This window comes from Schaalia odontolytica (assembly GCF_009730335.1).
Lineage (GTDB): Bacteria > Actinomycetota > Actinomycetes > Actinomycetales > Actinomycetaceae > Pauljensenia > Pauljensenia dentiphila.
Genome location: NZ_CP046315.1, coordinates 2,271,006 through 2,288,556, shown reverse-complemented (window position 1 = coordinate 2,288,556; position 17,551 = coordinate 2,271,006). Strand labels below are relative to the sequence as shown.

Here is a 17,551-nt window from a genome sequence, read left to right as displayed (position 1 = left end):
GCCACGTCAGGGGCGGGACAGTGGCGACATTGAGCCCTGATGGACGGGCATGCGTACGGGGAGTGACGGGCTATCAGAGTGTTAAGTTGAGCTTCATTTGCGCGCTAGTTTCCTGCAATACTGCTAAACGGTTGATTTGTGGTGAACTAATCGCCGTGCGCACGCTCCGCTTCTTCATCTCCTCTCGATCGGCAGGTCCCACCTGCCGCGTCGCCACCGTCCCCTCACAGGTCATTCGAGGAGCGGCCTCGGCCCCCGCGGTCAACTTGCGCACCGTCGCCACGGACGGCGAATACGCGGACGGGCCGGCGCGCGTGCTCCTGCCGCTTCTCGGCATCTACGCGCTCGGGACCGTCTCCCTCCAGGGGTTCAACCTGGTCTACCTGCGCGTCGCCCAGGGCATTGGCGCGGGGGATGCCTCCGGCCTCATCACGGCGATCCCCGGCATCGTCCTCGGCGTCGCCTGCTTCCTGTACGGAACCCTCGGTGACTTCATTCCGCTGCGCCGGATCGTCGATGTGGGGATCGCGCTGATCGTCGCGGGCTCCCTGCTCGGCTTCGTCTTCTCCTCGTCACTGGTCGGCGTCATCGTCGCCCGAGCGCTCCAAACCCTCGGATACCAGGCCGCTGCCTCCGCGTACATGATCCTGGCGACAGCCATCCGTGACCCGAAGAAACGAGGCCTCTACGTCGGCCTCATGTGCGCGGCCTTCCAGGGCGGCACGGCGATTGGCATGCTGGCCGGCGGCATCCTCGCCGACATCAACTGGGCTCTGCTCCTCCTCATTCCCCTGGCCGGCCTCGCCTGCCTGCCGATCATGGGGCGTCGTGTCCCCGCGCGTGCCCGTGCCGGGCGTGTCGACGTCGTCGGCCTCGCGATCTTCTCCTCCCTGGCCCTGCTACTCACCCTGGTCGCCGCGAACCCGCGCTGGTGGCTCATTGCGGGCCTCATCCTCGGCGGGGTCCTCTTCTGGCGCTACATCGGGCGTGCGCGCGCCCCCTTCATCACGCGTTCCTTCTTCACGAACGTGCCGTGGGCGCGCTCGATCAGCCTCATCGTGATCGTCTACTGCATGAACTTCACGGTCGCGCCCCTCATGAACGGAATCGGTGCCGCTAACTACGGGCTCACGCCCGCCCAGGTGTCCGTGCGCCTCCTGCCCGCCTACTGCGTCGCCCTGGCCACCGCCATGACGTCGGGCGCCGTGATGGCTCGGATCGGGCGCGGGCGGACCGTGCGCGCATGCGTGACCCTCATCCTCGTGGGTACCGCCCTCATTGCGCTGTGCATGAGCATGGGCCCGTGGGTGATCACCGCCGCCATGTGCTTCATCTACGCGGGCTTTGGTGCCCTGTTCACGCCCATCTACGACACGGTCTTCGCGACCGTCGCCCCCGGGCAGAATGGGCGTGCCGTCGCCATGAACGACCTCGCCATGCAGGGCAGCGCCGCGATCGGCATTGGCGTGTTCACGCCGATGCTCGCGACGGGCGCATTCCGGGCCGTCGCTCTCGTCTGCGTCGTAGCAGCAGCGACCGGCATCGCGGGTGACTGGCTGCACGAGTACCTGTACCGCCGGGGGCGCTGACGGCGGGGGAGCGCAGAGCAGCACCGGCCTCGTTGCTAGGACAGGAGCAGCGCGAGCACGCGTGGTCGTGATGCCTGTCAGGTCGTGGGGGTAGGGATGAGCCAGTCGGGTCGGCGGCCCGGGATGTCGGCGAGCTGCTGAGGGTCGTCCGTTGATCCATCGGAGCTGAGCATTTCGGTCTCGTAGTGGAAGGAAGAACGCTTGGAATCACGGATGTAGGCGCTGGCGCTAATCCCGTAGGTGGGGTTCCGTGCGACGATCCAAGTCAATTTTCCTTCCTTGTCCGTCATTTGTTCGTCCACCGTGACCGTGAAGCCGAGAGGGGTCAGATGACTTTCAAACGCCGTCCGTGCCTTGTCGACATTGTCTTCAAGAAAATAAATGGTTGGGGAATTGAGGCTGTAGAGTGTTTGATCTCCCGTTGGTTGGCTGGAAATCGCGTCGTCTCCATGGCGCAGCTCAAAGTTGTTCTCGTTGATGAGCTCGTTACGTACCTGGATCAGGGCCGGCTCGATATCGCGTCCAAAGTCCTCGATGGAGTGCATCTGCCCAGCCTGCTGAAGCTGCTCAGCGTGCCATGGATTCATCCCCGGAGTACCACCGAAAAACTCCGCGCATGAGGCGGTGCACAGCGCCAGGAGGGCGCAGGCGAGGAATGCGAGTGGTCGTGCTCCTCGGTGTGCCGGTGCCTGTTGTGTCATTTCTGGTCTGCTGGAGGGAGGTTGGGGTCGAACCAGTCGGGGATGCGTCCGGGCTGGTCGATGAGCTGCGGTGGGTTACCAGTGGATCCGTCTGTAGGGGTCCCCTGCGTGTAGTAGAACATGGCGGTCTGTTCTCCGAGACGTGTCGTTGATGTCACTACAGCGTGGTACTCCTCGTTGGTCCACAGGAAGTTCGCGAGTTCGACTCCACCCGATGTCCAGCGTTTTTCGGAGAGTTTGAATCCGAGGGGGAGGAGGTGCTTGTTGTAGGTGTCGCGGATGTGGTCTGTGTCCAGCTCGGCGAAGAAAAAAGTGCGTGACTGGAAAGAACAGATGGTTTCGCCACGTTTGGAATAAGTGTCGATTTGATAGCCGTTTTTGTACGCCATGAAGTTCTCAGCAGTGAGAAGCTCGTTGCGCGCGGCAATGATGGTGGGCTCAAGGTCGCGCTGGAACGCTTCAACAGTTTTGACCTTGGGGGGAAAGGGGTTCATGAAACCTCCGCAATAGAGTGTGATTGCACTGACGGTAAATAAGACGACTGAGAAAATCGAGAGAATGAGGGGGAGTGATTTTTTCATACGTTTGGGTTACCTCCAATGACGCTGGCAATGTCACGGTTCGCCTGCGTCTCCTCTTCAAAGTAGCCGCTGTGCTGAGCGAAAGGCTTGGGGATGGGGATCGGGATCACGCCAATTGGTAGGAGGCCCCATTTAGTAGGACCGACGTCGCCTGACAGATGCTTATAGCCGTCCATAGTGTCGGGATTCTTACCGAACCAGGGGTTTGGTCCGAGTCCTTGGACCATGTCGTTCTCGTAGGGAGCAGCACTCACGTACGTGTGTCCTTCGGGGACGTGGAACTCGCTCACATCCTGCACGCCCGAGCCGGGCGAACCGAATTGCACCAAGTCGTCGATGACGCCATCGTTAACCAGCGTCGCGGCGATACCCGCCGTGGTCGAGCCGTAGGAGTGGCTGGCGACGGTGATGTGGGCGTCACCGGCCCCGTGCTCTCGCACCGCGTCGATGCCGTTCAGGAAGCTGGCGAGCTTCGGTGCACCATTGTTAGCCATGATGGTGAAGGAAGCCTCGGCAGGGCCGGGAGGTGCGTCGTAGCCGAAGAATTCGACCATGGCGACCTTTTTGCCGTTTGTCGCCGCAGTTTCTGCCGATTTACGCAGGGTTGTCGCATGCCCGTCATATTCGCCCAGGGAGTCTGCGACGCTTGTTGTCATACCGGGAACGATGACGCCGATGTGATCGGCATCATCCGGATTATTCTGAGAGACGGCCGCGAGAATGTTTGGTCCGGAGGCATCCAACTGCATCAGGTAGCGTGGGACTGGGGGATTCTCTGTATTCTCTCGCTCCAGAGTTTCTTCGATCTGCTCGAGGGCTGTCACGCGGTTCTTCAGGCGATCTCGTTCAGAACGCAGAGCTGGCTCGATATACGGCCCATTGTCATCGTAGAACTTTTGAAGGTCAGCCTCGGCCTGTTCCTTAAGACGAGGCAGCATGATGCGATTCGCTTCGTTACGCGACGTGTAGTCGACGCCCTCGAGGTTGCCGATGACGTCGGGGTGCTCGTGGATCATCCACTGCTTGTCCTCGTCGGACAGGGAACTCCACCAGGATGCGACTTCCTGCGGGGAGGCGTCGGCTGGGGGCAACGTGGGGCGACTCTTGATCGTTGCGGAGTAGTGCACGTTGTTGTCGAAGGTACCTGCCTCGAGGGCCGCGAGCTTCTGCGAGAGAGACTCGACGAGTTCCTGGGCCTGCTTGAGGGCAGTGTTGACACGTTCCTGAGCGGTTTTAACCAGGGACTTCAGCTCGCTCCTGCTCTTGCCCTCGTCGACGAGCTTTTGTACCTGGGTGGCATCCATCGACACGTTTCCGCTCGCGTCAATAGACATGCCCCACGTGTTGGCCAGCTGGAGTGCGTCGTCGATATTCGCGCGAAGCCTGTCGATCCCATGTGCGCCCGCGCTACAGATCTCAGCCGTGCTGATGAGGTGATTCACCTGCCGCTCGATCGAGGAGATTTGCTGACGGAGCGAGCTGCGAGCGGCCTGGACGGTCTGTCCGCTCCCCGACAGGCTTTCAAGGTCTGCAGCGAGGTTGTCACCTTCTGCCTGCAGCTTGCGCTGCTTATTTTCACACTCCACTGCGTACGCCTGCAGCGGCGCCGACTCCCATTGCTGAATGTCTGTCCATTTCACGGCTTCATCACCGAACCCAGGGCGACCTTGCCCATCGGGGCGTGCTCGCCCGGCGTGTAGGAATCGTTGCTCATCGTGGCCTCTGCTAAACGGTGAGTAGTGTTGTAGGTCATCCTATATGACAGATGGTCGTTTTTCGCTACTCGGGGAGAGCTTGTGAACGGAGTGACCCCTGCCTTGTTCCTAGGACAGGATCAGTGCGAGTGCAGCCAACAGCGCCCACGCCAGGGTGAAGAACCCCGTGTTGCGCAGCACCGTGATGAGCTCGCGGCCCGAGGCGCCGGTGAGGACCGGGAGGCTCACTCCGGCAGCCCACGCTCCCTCCCCCACGCCCAGCGCGCCCGTCGCGAGGGGATGCAGTCCCACCGCGACGCCCAGCACGATGATCATCGCGACAGGAAGCCACGCGCACGCCGCAAACACCCAACGCGACGGGCGATCGCCCAGGCGCACGGCGGCTGTCATCTTGCCCGACTCGCGGTCCGTCGGAATATCTCGGATGTTATTGGCCATCAGCAGTGCCACCGAGAGCAGACCCACCGCCGACGCGCTCATCCACAGCCACCACGGAGCCGACCGCACCTGCGTCCACGCCGTGCCCACGCACGCGAGGAGACCGAAGAACACGAAGACCATCAGCTCGGACAGGCCGATGCCCAAGTACGCATACGGGTGCTTACCGCCCGTGTAGAACCACGCGGCCACAACCGCCGCGGCACCCGCAGCGATCAGCCACCAGGTACCCGATACGGCAACCAGGGCGAGGCCCGCCACGCCGGCCACCGCGAACGAACCGAGCGCGGCCGCCAGCACCGTCTTCGGCTTGGCGAGGCCGCCGCCCGTCAGGCGCGCGGGCCCCTTGCGGTTGTCGTCCGTGCCCCGAATGCCATCCGAATAGTCGTTCGCGTAATTGACCCCCACCTGCAGGGCAAGCGCCACCAGCAGTGCCAGGGCAGCGCGAGCCGCGCTGAAACCCCCCAGGTAGTGCGCGCCTGCAGAGCCCACAATCACGGGCGCGGCGGCAGCAGGGAGGGTGCGCAGGCGAGCGCCTTCAATCCAGTCAGAAACGGAAGCCATGCCCACCAGTGTAGTTGGAGCGGGCGCGGGTCCGAGCAGCGGGTTAGCGCACCCACTCCCGCTCGGTACCCGAGGCCTCGGCCGCAGCCTGCGCGGCGGCGGCGCGGTCGATCTTGTCGAAGCCCAGGTAGGGGAGGGACTCGACGGCCACAATCCGGCGAGGAGCCTGCGCGCGCCCGATGTGTGCCGCCGCATGCTCGCGGATCGCCGAGCCGAGCTCCGCCATCTCCAGCGAATCCGACGGCATCTGATCGACAACCACGAGCGCGGTCACCACGTGGCCCCACTTCTCGTCCGGGGTGCCCATAATCCACGCGTCCGACACGCCCTCGAAGGAACGCACCGCGGGGCGCACCGGACCCGGCGCGATCGACAGGCCGCCCGAGACGATCACGTCGTCGGCGCGGCCGCGCACCTCCACCGTCCCCGAAGCCCGGATAATGCCCAGGTCCCCGGTGAGCAGCCAACGGTGGCCGCCCTCGTCGAAGAAGGGGCTCTCCGCGTCCAGGTAGCGGGTCATGAGCGTCGGGCCGTGGATCGCCAGGCGCGTGCGCCCGTCCCAATCCACCGCGCGCACTGACGTGCCCGGCAGCGGCTTGCCGTCGTACACGCAGCCGCCCGCCGTCTCCGTCATGCCGTAGGTGAGGCGCACCTTCAGGCCCGCCTCGGTGGCGCGTGCCAGCAGCTGCTGGTTGGTCGCCGCCCCACCCACGAGGATCGACGCCAGGGAGCGCATCGGTCCCACGACCTCCTCGCCAGCGTCGAGGCACTGGGCGAGCTGGGTGGGAACGAGCGACAGGTAGCCGGGCATGTCGTCCTGCGTGGCGCCCTGAATCGCAGGCAGGAGGGCGCGGGGGTCAAAGCCCTCGGAGGTGTCGACGATCTGCGGGTTCGTCTCCGCGACGGCCGCGCGCAGCAGGATCATCGCGCCCGCGATATGGTGCGCCGGCATCGCCAAGATCCAACGGCCCGGGCCTTCCAGAGCCAGCTCGGTTGTTTTCGCCGAGGCCATGAGAGCCTCGATCGACAGGCCGACGAGGCGGGGGCTGCCCGCGCTCGATCCGGACGTCGGAACGACCAGGTCGATGCCGTCGAAGAAATGCGGGTCCGCGTTGATCGCCTCGGCGAGACCGGGGTAACGGTCCTCCGGGAAAGCCTCCTCGGGGGCTACCGCGGAGCCGCGCAGTGTCGCCGGTGGCACATCCTCGGGGGTGCGCAGGATGACGACCGTGTGCGGTGCCGGATGATTCGGGTCCGCCTGGCGCTCCTCGTAGAGCTCCACGAGCTTATGAATCGACGCATTCGCCAGCGCGACCGCGCCGATAGCGGTGCCCCCGGGCACAACAAGAAGTCGCGGCGCGGTCATGATGAGCCTCCCAAAGTCGACAGCGAACGCATACACAACCAGGATAAGCGCTCGTGTTCGCGCAGGTGGAAGGGGGCCTCGCGGCAATAGTCACGTTTGTCGGTTGAAACGGTGAAATAATGACTCTTTCCCTGTGGCAGACAACGCAGCTGAAAATTCAACGTTATGTGCCCGCAACTGCACGCGAGGCTATACGATAGGTGACGATGCTCAAAGTACTATCCCTGAGAACCAAGTGGGCGATCGGCGTTGTGAGCGCCCTCGTCCTCCTCGTCGTGTGCGCCGGCGTCGTCTACGCCGCCAACTACTCCGGACGCGCCCTGCCCGGAACCAGCGTCGCTGGGACCTCCGTGGCGGGCATGACCCGCGACCAGGTCGTCTCCGCCGTGAACCAGCGCGCCGACGCCACCAACGTGACCCTGACCGTCGAAGGCAAGACCACCAAGGCCTCGCTCAACGAAGCGGGTATTTCGGTCAACGCCGACGAAACCGCCGACGCCGCGATGAAGGGCTCCACGTCCTTCCCCGCCTTCGTGAGCGCCCTGTTCTCCGAGCGCGACATTGAGCCCGTCGTCACCGTCAGCGAAGAGTCGATCAAGAAGCTCGCGGCGAGTGTGAACTCGACCCTCACCTCGGAAATGAAGGACGCCTCGGTCATCGTCGCCCAAGATGGCCAATCCTTCACCGTCACCCCTGCGCAGATGGGCAACGGCGTGTCCGCTGAGGACGTGGCCGCCGCCGTGAAGCAGGCGGGTGCTACCCTCACCTCCGTCACCCAGGACGTGAGCGTGCACCAGATGGAGCCCTCCATCACCACTGAGAACGCTCAGGCCGCCGCTGAGAAGGCCAACGCCCTCCTGGAGACGAACATCGAGATCTCCGACGGTATCGACACCTTCAGTGCCGAGCGCTCCGACAAGGTCCAGTGGATTGAATTCCTTACCAAGGATGACGGCAGCCTGGATACTCCCTCGATCAGCACCGTCAAGGTCGCCGACTGGGTGAACGCGCTGGCCGCCACCACCGACGTCAAGCCGCAGAACCGCGTCGACAACGTCGATTCCTCCGGCAACGTTCTGACTGTCGCCCGCGAGGGTAAGAAGGGCCTTAAGACCAACAACACCGAGCAGGTCACCAAAGACATCATCGCCGCCATGACCGACGGCAAGGCGTACGAGGGTCTGTTCCACTACGACGATGTCGAGCCCGGCTCCGAGACCAAGCAGGTCGCCGAAGGCACCGAAAACCTGGTCTACCAGGCAGCCGAAGGTGAAAAGTGGGTCGACATTAGTCTCGCCGACAACTCCGTGACCGCCTACATTGGCGGCAAGGTCGCCGGCGGCCCCTACTACATGGTTCCCGGCGCACCTGACACCCCGACCGTCACCGGCACCTTCCACGTGTACCTCAAGTACGACGTGCAGACCATGCGCGGCGAGAACGCCGACGGAACCAAGTACGAGACCGAAGGCGTCCCGTGGGTCACCTACTTCACCGGCTCCTACGCGATGCACGGCGCCCCCTGGCGCTCCTCCTTCGGCTGGAGCGGCTACGGCGGCTCCCACGGCTGCGTGAACATGCCCGTCGACGCCGCGAAGTTCATCTACGACTGGACGGACATGGGCGACACGGTGGTCGTGCACTACTGACAGCTGACTGCTGTGGTGCACTGGTGATCACCTGCCGCGTGGCGCCGATACATGTCGCGTAGCGCCAATAATCACTGAGCATCGAGGGCGGGCCGGAACCGAGGGGTTCCGGCCCGCTTTGTTGTGTTTGTGTTTGTGGCCCCGCTGGTGTTCCGGGCGCCGTCTGATCCTGCTGTGGGGCCGGGCTGCTTGGTGCGCCCGTGGGCGGCGGCCCGCCCGCTCGCCGTCCGCGCTGCGAGCTTCGCTCGGCGCGTCGTCTCGAAGCCCGGCCAGGCCCCATCGCCGCACATGGGCGATCTTTCTTTCGTAGTCCACCGTGTCTCGGCGGCGCACTTGGCGCCATCGCTGGTGTGTTTGCGCTCCGCGATGAAACCGACAGCACCTTTGCTGGCGCTTCCTTGCAGTGGAATGAAACCGCAATCACCATTGCGGGCGATGAAAGGCCATTTTCGGGCGAATTCCAACCTGCAAAGGTGTTGGCGGTTTCAATGGGGCGCGCAGCGTGGCGTGCAAAGGTGTTGGCGGTTTCAAAGTTGGTCCGTCATCGCATCCTGTGCGCGCAAAAGTTCGCCCCGCATCTCCCGTTCCTGCCGTGGTGCCCGAAAAAGTTCGCCCTGCAAGCCCAAAACGGGTGAAAAACGCTGCTTGTTGGTGCGCTGGGCGAGTTTCTCGCGGAAGAACCGCTGCAAGCTCTCATCGTGAACGTGTCTATGTGCGCCCGCAGTCCTTGCGGTGGTCGCTCATCAGCCGGGGAGAAAGGTCACATGCAATTCCCCTGAATGTATTTCAAAATCTGAACTCAGATCGTTGAAGTTCTGCGGTTTGTGGGTCATCGCGAGTGTGAGCCCTCAGGGAATTGCATGCGGAATTGTGGGGGCATGTCGCTCAGGGGCGCCGGACCGATGCCGATAGTCGCGTCGATGAGCCGAATCGGTGGCAGCGTGCGTGTGGTTGCGGGTGGGCTCGTCCGGCGCTCGGCTGGTGCGGCAGATGGCGGTCGGCCATGGTGGCAGGCGACAGGCGGCGGTCGGCCATGGTGGCAGGCGACAGGCGGCAGACGGCGGGCAGCGGTCGGCCAGGGCAGCAGACGGAAGGCCGCAGGTGGCAGACCGTGGGCGACCTGGCGGGCCCGCCGACGCAGCCAGCCGACGCGTCAGACCTGCCGCTGCAGCAACACCAACGCCGCAAGGGGGCCGGCTACGCGGCTCGGGCCGCGATGTAGCCCTGCAACGCAATGACGCCGGCACCACGAGACCAGGCCTCGTTGGAGCCGTCGGAGAGGGTGACGCGAATCGAGGTGGCTCGCGGGTCGCGCACTTCGCCGATGCCCTCCCGGACGGCATCGCCGCTCAGGGATGCGAGAGCGACCCCCTCGCCGCCGATGATCACGAGCTCGGGCGCCGTCAATGACGCCACTAGGCCGATGAGCCTGCCGAGGGCGCGCCCCGACGCCGCCAGAATTGCCTCCACCGCGGGGTGCTTCTCAGAAGCGAGGGTGATGACGTCATTCCATTCGAGGGGTCGGCCGACGGCGGCCGACGCGTCCCGGCAGATTGCGGGGGTCGTCAGCATTGCTTCGGCGCAACCCCGGTGCCCCTGGGAGCAGATGGGCCCGAGGGGATCCAACGGCCAGTGCCCGACGAGGCCGATGCCCGAGTCCTCGTTCTCCAGGCGCGCCCCGTTCGCGACGCACCCGTAGCCCACGCCCACGCCGACCGTGATGACGGCGAAGTTGGAGTGGCCGGTGCCCGACCCGAACCAGTGCTGGATCTGCGTGTAGGCAGACAGGTCGTTTGCGACGAAGGCGGGCAAGCGGGTCGCCTCGGAGACGAGGGAAGCGAGCGGGACGTCGTGCCACTTGAGGAAGGGTGCCGACTCGACGGTGCCGTCGGCGTTCACGATGCCGCCGACAGCGATGCCGATCGCGTCGATGCGGTAGGCCGAGCGGGCACGGTGGGTCAGGTCCGCGATCGCCCGGATGACGCGGATGGGCGTGAGGGAGTCGAGGGGGACTCGGTAGGAGTCGCGAGGGGTCGCCTTCAGGTCGATGACGGTGGCGTCGAGTGCGCTATCCGTCAGCTTGATGCCCAGGAAGTAGTGCGAGGAGGGGACGACGTCGAGGGGGATGGTCGGGCGACCGGAGGTGCGCTGGGTCGCTTCGGGAACCTCGGCGAGGAGGCCCGAGGCGATGAGCTCCGTCGAGATGCGTGTGAGCGTCGCGGGGGCCAGGCCGAGGCGTCGGGCCAGTTCAGCGCGGCCGAGCGGGCCGTGGATGAGGACTTCGAGCGCGACCGCAGAAGCGAGCTCGTCTTTGGGCTGCCAGGTCATGACCATTCCTTTCTGGTGAAAAAAAGATTACACGTAAATCTCAAATTTGCCTAGCGTATTGACAAGACTAATTTTGCGTGGTGAAATTACCTCCAAGCGGCCAAAGGTGGTCGCGATCACGAGAAAGATCACAGTGCAATGAAGCAGAAGCGTCTCCTCACCGTCGGTGTCACCCTTTTCGCTGCGGCCTCGATGCTCGCAGCCTGTGGCGGTAACACTGCCGACCAGTCATCATCCTCCGACTCCGGATCCGGCTCCTCGACCGTCGAACTGACCCTGTGGGGCACGTACGGTGCGGGCTCCAACAGCGCACAGAAGGACGCGCTGGAGAAGGAAATCATCCCCGCCTTTGAGAAGGCAAACCCCGGAATCACCATCAAGTACGTCGACATGCCGTACGATGGCCTCAAGCAGAAGCTCACGACCGGCGCCGCGGCCGGAGAACTGCCCGACCTGATCCGTACCGACCTCGGTTGGAACGCTCAGTTCGCCAAGCTGGGCGTCCTCAAGCAGCTCGACGGAAACATGCCGAACTATGACGCGCTCGCGGCCAAGGTGTATCCGGGCCTGCTGGGCACGACTCTGTACAACGGCCACCACTACGGCCTGCCCCTGGATACGAACACGCGCGTGCTCATCTCCAACCCCGATGCCCTGTCGAAGCTCGGCGTCGACAAGGCTCCTGAGACCTTCGACGAGCTGAAGGACCTCGCCGCCAAGGCCAAGGATGCGGGCGGCTCGGTCTACGCGTTCGCAGACGGCGACATCTCGCAGTGGAACATCATGCCGTGGATCTGGAGCGCGGGCGGCGACATTGCCGACCCGGACCAGACCAAGGCCTCGGGCTACCTGGACTCCGATAAGTCCGTGGCCGGCGTCCAGTTCCTCGTCGACCTGTATAAGGAGGGGCAGATCCCCAACGCGATTATCGGCAACGAGGGTGCGACCAAGACGCAGGACGGCATGCCGAATGGCGAGTACGCGACGATCCTCGATGGCCCATGGATGGACCAGATCTGGGCGGGCTCCTACCCGGACTTCAAGCCCACCTACTCGAAGGTCCCCGCCGGTGAGGGCGGATCGATCTCGGTCGTCGGCGGCGAGTCCATCGTCATCACGGAGCAGACGAAGGACCTCGAGGCCTCGTACAAATTCCTCGAGTTCACCCAGTCGCGCGAGTTCCAGCTGCCGATGAGCAAGGCCGGCCAGATGACGGTCGTCGCCGAGTATGCGGCCGAGGAGGCCGAGGCGACGCCGGGCACCAAGATCTTCTCCGAGCAGCTCAAGACCGCGAAGTCTCGCCTGTCCATCCCCGATTCCGGGAAGGTCGACGAGATCCTCAAGACTGAGCTGACCCCCGCCTTCGAAGGCAAGGTGACCGTCAAGGAAGCCCTGACGAAGGCTGCGCAGCAGATTGACCCGCTCCTGAGCGCCGCCAAGTAACCTGGCGTCGCTCCTGCAACCGGGCCCGGCTCCCACACGCACGGGGCTGGGCCCGGGAAAGGACTCCTCATGAGCACCCCCACCGCGGACGAGGCCGTGGCGCCTCGCGCGCGTCGGCGTTCCTCCCGGAGGAACCCGGTGGCCCCCTACCTTTTCTTGGCGCCGGGAATGATCCTGTTCGCCCTGTGCGTCCTGTACCCCATGGTGCGTTCGGGGCAGATGAGCTTTTACGACTGGAACATCGTGAAGGGCTCGAACTCGGACTTTGTAGGCCTGGACAACTATGTGAAGGCCTTCCATGACCCATCGTTTTGGACGGGTCTGGGTAACTCTGGGATCTACATGGCGCTGACGGTGCCCCCGCAGATCATCCTCGGCCTCGCCGTTGCGATGCTGCTGCGCTCGAAGGCGCCGCTGCAGCCCCTGTTCCGGGTGCTCTACTACCTGCCCGTGGTCACGTCCTGGGTGGTTGTGTCGCTGCTTTTCAAGTACCTGTTTGCCGACCAGGGGCTCATTAACTACATGCTGGGGAGCGCCCACCTGGGCGCGGGGGACACGTCGTGGCTGTCGAACCGTTGGACGGCGATGATCGCGATCTGCGCGCTGGGGGTGTGGAAGGGCATCGGCTGGTCGATGATGATCTTCCTCGCCGCCCTCCAGGGGGTACCCAAGGAGCTGGAGGAGGCCGCCCTCGTCGATGGGGCGAACTGGTGGCAGCGCTTTAAGGCCGTGACCGTGCCGGCAATCTGGCCGGCCACCGTCTTCGTCATCGTGATGCTGGTGATCGGCGGGCTGAACGTCTTCACGTCGGTGCTGCTCATGACGAAGGGCGGGCCCAATGGCCAGACCGAGGTCCTGCTCACCTACATGTATCGCCTGGCGTTCTCCGACTTGAACTTCGGGTACGGCTCGGCGATCGCGGTCGTCCTGACGATCCTCGTGTTCATCATTTCGATTGTTCAGCTCAAGGTGTTGAACCGTGACGACGAAAGGGCGGGAGCATGAGCACGTCACGCAAAACGATGCACGCCGCCGGAACGTCGCTGCGCTTCGTCGTCCTGACGGTCGGCGCGATTGTCATGATCCTGCCGTTCGCCTACATGGTGTCGACAGCCTTCAAGCCGCAGGCCTATGTCCTGGAGACGCCACCGAAGTTCATTCCTGACCCGGGCACGGTCGACAACTTCGTGCAGGCGTGGACGACGCAGGATTTTTCCCGCTACGCCCTGAACTCAGCGTTCGTGTCCGTGACGTCGACGGTGCTGGCTGTCTGGCTCTCCTCGATGATGGCCTACGCGTTCGCGCGCTTCGATTTCCCGTGCAAGGAGTGGTTCTTCCGGGCCCTCCTCCTCGGCCTGATGATCCCGTCGATGATGCTCATCATTCCGCAGTTCGTGCTCACGAAGCAGCTGCACCTCATCGATAACCTGTGGGCCCTCGTGCTGTTCTACGTGTCGGGAAACTTGGCGCTTAACACGTTCCTGCTGCGCAGTTTCTTCGAGGGGATCCCCCGCGAGCTTGACGAGGCCATGGAGGTCGACGGCGCGAACGTGTGGACCCGCTACTGGCGCCTCGCGATGCCGCTGGCCAGGCCGGCGCTCGCGACGACCGTTATCTTCACTTTCCTGGCCACCTGGGACGAGTTCGCGTGGGCACTCACGGTCATTTCGACGGAAACGAAGCGCACTCTCCCCATCGCCATTCAGCTGTTCCACGGGCAAAACTCCACCCAGTGGGGGCTCGTTTTTGCCGCGTCCCTGATCGCGATTCTCCCCGTCATCGTCGTGTACCTGATCTTCCAGCGCCACTTCGTCGCGGGCCTGACCGCAGGAGCCGTGAAAGGATGACTCCCTTGCTCCTTCCCACCCAATCCGTCTACCTGCCCGGGCAGGCCGTCCTCGTCGAGGCCTCCCACCCGGGCGACCTCGTCATCACACACCTGGGCGAGACTGTGCGCGAGGTCCGGTGCGAGCGCCCCGGCCTCGTCGATCTGGGAGAACTGAGCGTCGGCGGGTACGGCGTCGCCCAGCCCGCGACCGGTGCGTCGAGCGCTCTCCAGGTGTGCGCGTCGGCGTCGGACCGACTGCGATACGGTTTCGTCGCGTCCTTCCGTCCGGGAAAGGACGTCGAGGCCGTGGCCCGTTTCGCGCGTCGCCTGCACCTGACCGGCATTCAGTTCTACGACTGGGCGTATCGGCACGCGGATCTGCTGGGCGGGGGAGAGGAGTACCTCGATGCCCTCGATCAGCCGATTTCCCTGGCGACCGTGCGCGCCCTCATCGAGGCACTGCGGGCGGTGGGCACGCGATCCATCGGCTACGCGGCCGTGTACGGCGTCGGCAATGACGAGTGGGAACAGTGGGAGGATGCGGCCCTGCTGGATCCAGCGGGGGAGCCGTACTCGCTCGCCGACTTCCTGCGCATCGTCGATCCTGCGCACCCGCGCTGGCTCGCCCACTTCGCGGCAGACGTTGCGGCGGCCGCGCGCGAGGTCGGCTTCGACGGCTTCCACCTGGACCAGTACGGCTGCCCGAAGGCGGCCGTCCGCCCCAATGGGGAGGTCGTCGACGTCGCCTCATCCTTCGACACCCTCATCCGAGGCGTGCGCGAGGCGGTGCCCGGCTCGACCCTCGTGTTCAACAACGTCAACGACTTCCCGACCTGGTCCTCGCCCAGCGCCCCGCAGGACGCGGTCTACATCGAGCCCTGGGAACCCGTCACCACGTACGAGGCCCTGGCTCGCGTGGCGACGAGGGCCCGCCTCGTCGGGGGTGGGAAGCCGGTCGTCCTGGCGGCCTACCAGGCCATCTACGACAAGGCCGCCCGGGACGTGGGTGACGCGTCCACGCGGCTCACGATGGCGACGCTCTTCTCGCACGGAGCCACCCAGCTCCTCGCCGGAGAGGACGGCCACATCCTCGTCGACCCGTACTACGTGCGCAACATGCCCGCTGAGGATGAGACCCTCGACATGCTCGCCAGCTGGTACGACTTCCTCGTCGCAAACGACGAGATCCTCGTCGATCCCGGGATCGTCGACGTGACGGCCTCGTACGTGGGCGCGTACAACGCGGATATCGACGTGTCCTTCGACGAGGCCCCCGTGTGCTGGGAGGCCGCCCCCGGATGCGTGTGGCGACGCGTCACCCGCGCGGGGGACGCGCTCGTCGTCCACCTCATCAACCTGGTGGGACAGTCCGACACGGTGTGGGACGGGTCCCACCGCTCGGCGATCGCGCTACGAGGCGGTACGCTGCGTCTGAAGCCCCTGTTCGGGCGCGTACCGCGCGTGGCGGCGGCGGATCCCGATGCAGGCTCGACGCTCATCCCTCTAGACGTGCGAATCGTCGACGGCCAGGCCGTTGTTTCCCTCCCCGACCTCAACGTATGGCAGGTGCTCCATGTTCTTCTGTAATGATGCGCTGAACCCCGCAGGCAACGGCCTGGGCCCCGACGAGTGGTGGAAGGGCGCCGTCGTCTACCAGATCTACCCGCGCTCCTTCAAAGACTCCAACGGTGACGGCATTGGCGACCTCGAGGGGATCCGCTCCAAACTCGACTACCTGCAGGCCCTCGGCGTCGACGTCCTGTGGCTCTCTCCGATCTACGCCTCCCCGCAGGCCGACAACGGTTACGACATCGCCGACTACTACGACATCGACCCGATGTTCGGCACTCTGTCGGACTTCGATCGCCTGCTGGAGGGCGTCCACGAGCGGGGCATGCGCCTCGTCATGGACCTGGTCGTCAACCACTCCTCCGACGAGAACCCGTGGTTCGTCGAGTCGCGGTCCTCGCGGGAGAGCCCGAAGCGTGACTGGTACATCTGGCGCGATCCTCGTCCCGGGTGCGTGGGCGGCGATGCTGGGGCTGAGCCCAACAACTGGGGGTCCTTCTTCTCCGGCTCGGCCTGGGCGTGGGACGAGGCCACGGGCCAGTACTACCTGCACCTCTTCCATAAGAAGCAGCCCGACCTGAACTGGGAGAACCCACAGGTCCGTGCCGCCGTCTACGAGATGATGAACTGGTGGCTCGACCGCGGCGTCGACGGCTTCCGCATGGACGTCATCAACCTGATCTCGAAGGATCCTGGCCTGCCCGACGGCGTCGTCTACCCCGGGCGCGCGTGGGGCGAGGGCTTCCCGCACTTCTCCGAAGGTCCGCACCTGCACGAATACCTCGCCGAGATGCGACGCGAGGTCTTCGATGGTCGCGCCGGCACCATGACGGTCGGCGAGTGCCCGGGCGTGCGCCGCGACAACGTCCTGCTGTTCACGGATCCTGCCCGGTGTGAGCTCGACATGGTGTTCCAGTTCGACCACGTCGACCTCGGTCTTGAAGCGGGGAAGTTTCACCCGCGCCCGCTGCGCCCCGGTGAGCTCGCCGACTGCCTCACCCAGTGGCAGGAGGCCCAGGGCGAGGTTGGCTGGAACAGCCTCTACCTGGACAATCACGACCAACCGCGCGCCGTCAGCCGCTTCGGTGACGAGGCGTGGCGCTACGAGTCGGCAACGGCCCTGGCTACGGCCCTGCACATGCTGCGCGGGACGCCCTACGTGTATCAGGGCGAGGAACTCGGCATGACCAACAGCGTCTTCGGGGGCATCGACGACTACCGAGACGTCGAGGCGCTGCGCTACTACCGCGAGGCCGTGGAGTCGGGCGAGAGCCCCGAGTCAGTCCTGAAGGGCCTGGCCTTCACCGGTCGCGACAACGCGCGCACCCCCGTCCAGTGGGACGCGAGCGAGAACGCCGGTTTCACGCAGGGCACCCCGTGGATCGGCGTCACCCCGAACTATCGCGACATCAACGCCGCCTCCCAGGTCGACGACCCGTCCTCCGTGTACGCCTACTACCGCGCGCTCGCGGACATCCGGCACGGACTCCCCGTCATCGCGGTTGGCGCGTTCGAGCGCATCGCTGCCCCCTCGCCCGCGATCTTCGCCTACCGCCGCACGCTCGGCGAGGCCGTGGCAACCGTCCTCGTCAACCTCTCCTCCCAGAGCGCGCCCCTCGGCGAGGCGGCGCGCGGGGTGAGTGGGGACCTCCTCCTGGCCAACCGCGACCTGCCCGAGGGGGACCGGGGAGTCCCGGAAACCCTCGGAGAATGGGAGGCCCTAGTCTACATTCGCTAACTCCACATGACGATTCCCCCGGGGCCGGCACCGATGGCCGCC

Annotated in this window: 14 protein-coding genes; 8 read left to right on the top strand and 6 right to left on the bottom strand. The window is 64.9% G+C overall.

Features of this window, described 5'->3' with window-relative positions:
• Window positions 1-155 precede the first annotated feature (155 nt).
• Window positions 156-1,589 (top strand): MFS transporter, encoded by a 1,434-nt coding sequence (locus tag FOC40_RS09980; RefSeq protein ID WP_039929659.1) that lies wholly within the window; start codon window positions 156-158, stop codon window positions 1,587-1,589.
• A 77-nt stretch (window positions 1,590-1,666) separates the two neighbouring features.
• Here FOC40_RS09980 and FOC40_RS09975 read toward each other — a convergent pair whose 3' ends face one another.
• The 5 genes from FOC40_RS09975 to FOC40_RS09955 form a co-directional block, all read right to left on the bottom strand.
• Entirely contained in the window at window positions 1,667-2,134 is a 468-nt protein-coding gene (locus FOC40_RS09975) for a DUF4853 domain-containing protein (RefSeq protein WP_231126014.1), read from the bottom strand.
• Window positions 2,135-2,286: 152 nt separating this feature from the next.
• Window positions 2,287-2,784: a DUF4853 domain-containing protein gene (locus FOC40_RS09970; protein WP_231126013.1), complete on the bottom strand. Its 498-nt coding sequence runs from the start codon at window positions 2,782-2,784 to the stop codon at window positions 2,287-2,289.
• An 83-nt stretch (window positions 2,785-2,867) separates the two neighbouring features.
• A complete protein-coding gene (locus tag FOC40_RS09965; RefSeq protein WP_231126012.1) occupies window positions 2,868-4,457 on the bottom strand; it encodes an alpha/beta hydrolase in 1,590 nt (529 codons plus the stop codon).
• A gap of 237 nt (window positions 4,458-4,694) precedes the next feature.
• Window positions 4,695-5,588 carry a 1,4-dihydroxy-2-naphthoate polyprenyltransferase gene (locus tag FOC40_RS09960; protein ID WP_004565552.1) on the bottom strand — a complete coding sequence of 298 codons (894 nt, stop codon included), beginning with the start codon at window positions 5,586-5,588 and terminating at the stop codon, window positions 4,695-4,697.
• 43 nt (window positions 5,589-5,631) lie between these two features.
• Window positions 5,632-6,954: an AMP-binding protein gene (locus FOC40_RS09955; RefSeq protein ID WP_196773352.1), complete on the bottom strand. Its 1,323-nt coding sequence runs from the start codon at window positions 6,952-6,954 to the stop codon at window positions 5,632-5,634.
• Between the two features lie 206 nt (window positions 6,955-7,160).
• Here FOC40_RS09955 and FOC40_RS09950 point away from each other — a divergent pair, with 206 nt between their 5' ends.
• Both FOC40_RS09950 and FOC40_RS09945 read left to right on the top strand, forming a co-directional pair.
• A complete protein-coding gene (locus FOC40_RS09950; RefSeq protein WP_004565555.1) occupies window positions 7,161-8,603 on the top strand; it encodes a L,D-transpeptidase family protein in 1,443 nt (480 codons plus the stop codon).
• Between the two features lie 350 nt (window positions 8,604-8,953).
• A complete protein-coding gene (locus FOC40_RS09945; protein ID WP_155844146.1) occupies window positions 8,954-9,238 on the top strand; it encodes a hypothetical protein in 285 nt (94 codons plus the stop codon).
• A 562-nt stretch (window positions 9,239-9,800) separates the two neighbouring features.
• Here FOC40_RS09945 and FOC40_RS09935 read toward each other — a convergent pair.
• Complete coding sequence (locus FOC40_RS09935; RefSeq protein ID WP_231126011.1) at window positions 9,801-10,931, bottom strand: ROK family transcriptional regulator; 1,131 nt, start codon at window positions 10,929-10,931, stop codon at window positions 9,801-9,803.
• Window positions 10,932-11,069: 138 nt separating this feature from the next.
• On the opposite strand from FOC40_RS09935, the gene FOC40_RS09930 reads away from it, so the two are divergent.
• The 5 genes from FOC40_RS09930 (at window position 11,070) to FOC40_RS09910 (ending at window position 17,509) form a co-directional block, all read left to right on the top strand.
• Window positions 11,070-12,374 (top strand): extracellular solute-binding protein, encoded by a 1,305-nt coding sequence (locus FOC40_RS09930; RefSeq protein WP_004565566.1) that lies wholly within the window; start codon window positions 11,070-11,072, stop codon window positions 12,372-12,374.
• Window positions 12,375-12,443: 69 nt separating this feature from the next.
• Window positions 12,444-13,379, top strand: a complete 936-nt coding sequence (locus tag FOC40_RS09925) for a carbohydrate ABC transporter permease (protein WP_003792185.1) — start codon at window positions 12,444-12,446, stop codon at window positions 13,377-13,379.
• Window positions 13,376-14,221 (top strand): carbohydrate ABC transporter permease, encoded by an 846-nt coding sequence (locus FOC40_RS09920; RefSeq protein WP_003792187.1) that lies wholly within the window; start codon window positions 13,376-13,378, stop codon window positions 14,219-14,221. The genes FOC40_RS09925 and FOC40_RS09920 overlap by 4 nt, the downstream gene beginning before the upstream one ends.
• Entirely contained in the window at window positions 14,218-15,789 is a 1,572-nt protein-coding gene (locus FOC40_RS09915; RefSeq protein ID WP_004565567.1) for a glycoside hydrolase family 66 protein, read from the top strand. The genes FOC40_RS09920 and FOC40_RS09915 overlap by 4 nt, the downstream gene beginning before the upstream one ends.
• Window positions 15,776-17,509, top strand: a complete 1,734-nt coding sequence (locus FOC40_RS09910) for an alpha-glucosidase (protein WP_004565568.1) — start codon at window positions 15,776-15,778, stop codon at window positions 17,507-17,509. The genes FOC40_RS09915 and FOC40_RS09910 overlap by 14 nt, the downstream gene beginning before the upstream one ends.
• The last annotated feature ends 42 nt before the right edge of the window (window positions 17,510-17,551 follow it).

What these genes read in the sequence shown, in the direction of transcription:
- FOC40_RS09930 (WP_004565566.1), top strand. Translation starts at nt 11,070, where the DNA reads ATGAAGCAGAAGCGTCTCCTCACCGTCGGTGTCACCCTTTTCGCTGCG.
- FOC40_RS09970 (WP_231126013.1), bottom strand. Translation starts at nt 2,784, where the DNA reads ATGAACCCCTTTCCCCCCAAGGTCAAAACTGTTGAAGCGTTCCAGCGC.
- FOC40_RS09950 (WP_004565555.1), top strand. Translation starts at nt 7,161, where the DNA reads ATGCTCAAAGTACTATCCCTGAGAACCAAGTGGGCGATCGGCGTTGTG.
- FOC40_RS09915 (WP_004565567.1), top strand. Translation starts at nt 14,218, where the DNA reads ATGACTCCCTTGCTCCTTCCCACCCAATCCGTCTACCTGCCCGGGCAG.
- FOC40_RS09975 (WP_231126014.1), bottom strand. Translation starts at nt 2,134, where the DNA reads ATGCACTCCATCGAGGACTTTGGACGCGATATCGAGCCGGCCCTGATC.
- FOC40_RS09955 (WP_196773352.1), bottom strand. Translation starts at nt 6,954, where the DNA reads ATGACCGCGCCGCGACTTCTTGTTGTGCCCGGGGGCACCGCTATCGGC.
- FOC40_RS09925 (WP_003792185.1), top strand. Translation starts at nt 12,444, where the DNA reads ATGAGCACCCCCACCGCGGACGAGGCCGTGGCGCCTCGCGCGCGTCGG.
- FOC40_RS09960 (WP_004565552.1), bottom strand. Translation starts at nt 5,588, where the DNA reads ATGGCTTCCGTTTCTGACTGGATTGAAGGCGCTCGCCTGCGCACCCTC.
- FOC40_RS09910 (WP_004565568.1), top strand. Translation starts at nt 15,776, where the DNA reads ATGTTCTTCTGTAATGATGCGCTGAACCCCGCAGGCAACGGCCTGGGC.
- FOC40_RS09935 (WP_231126011.1), bottom strand. Translation starts at nt 10,931, where the DNA reads ATGACCTGGCAGCCCAAAGACGAGCTCGCTTCTGCGGTCGCGCTCGAA.
- FOC40_RS09920 (WP_003792187.1), top strand. Translation starts at nt 13,376, where the DNA reads ATGAGCACGTCACGCAAAACGATGCACGCCGCCGGAACGTCGCTGCGC.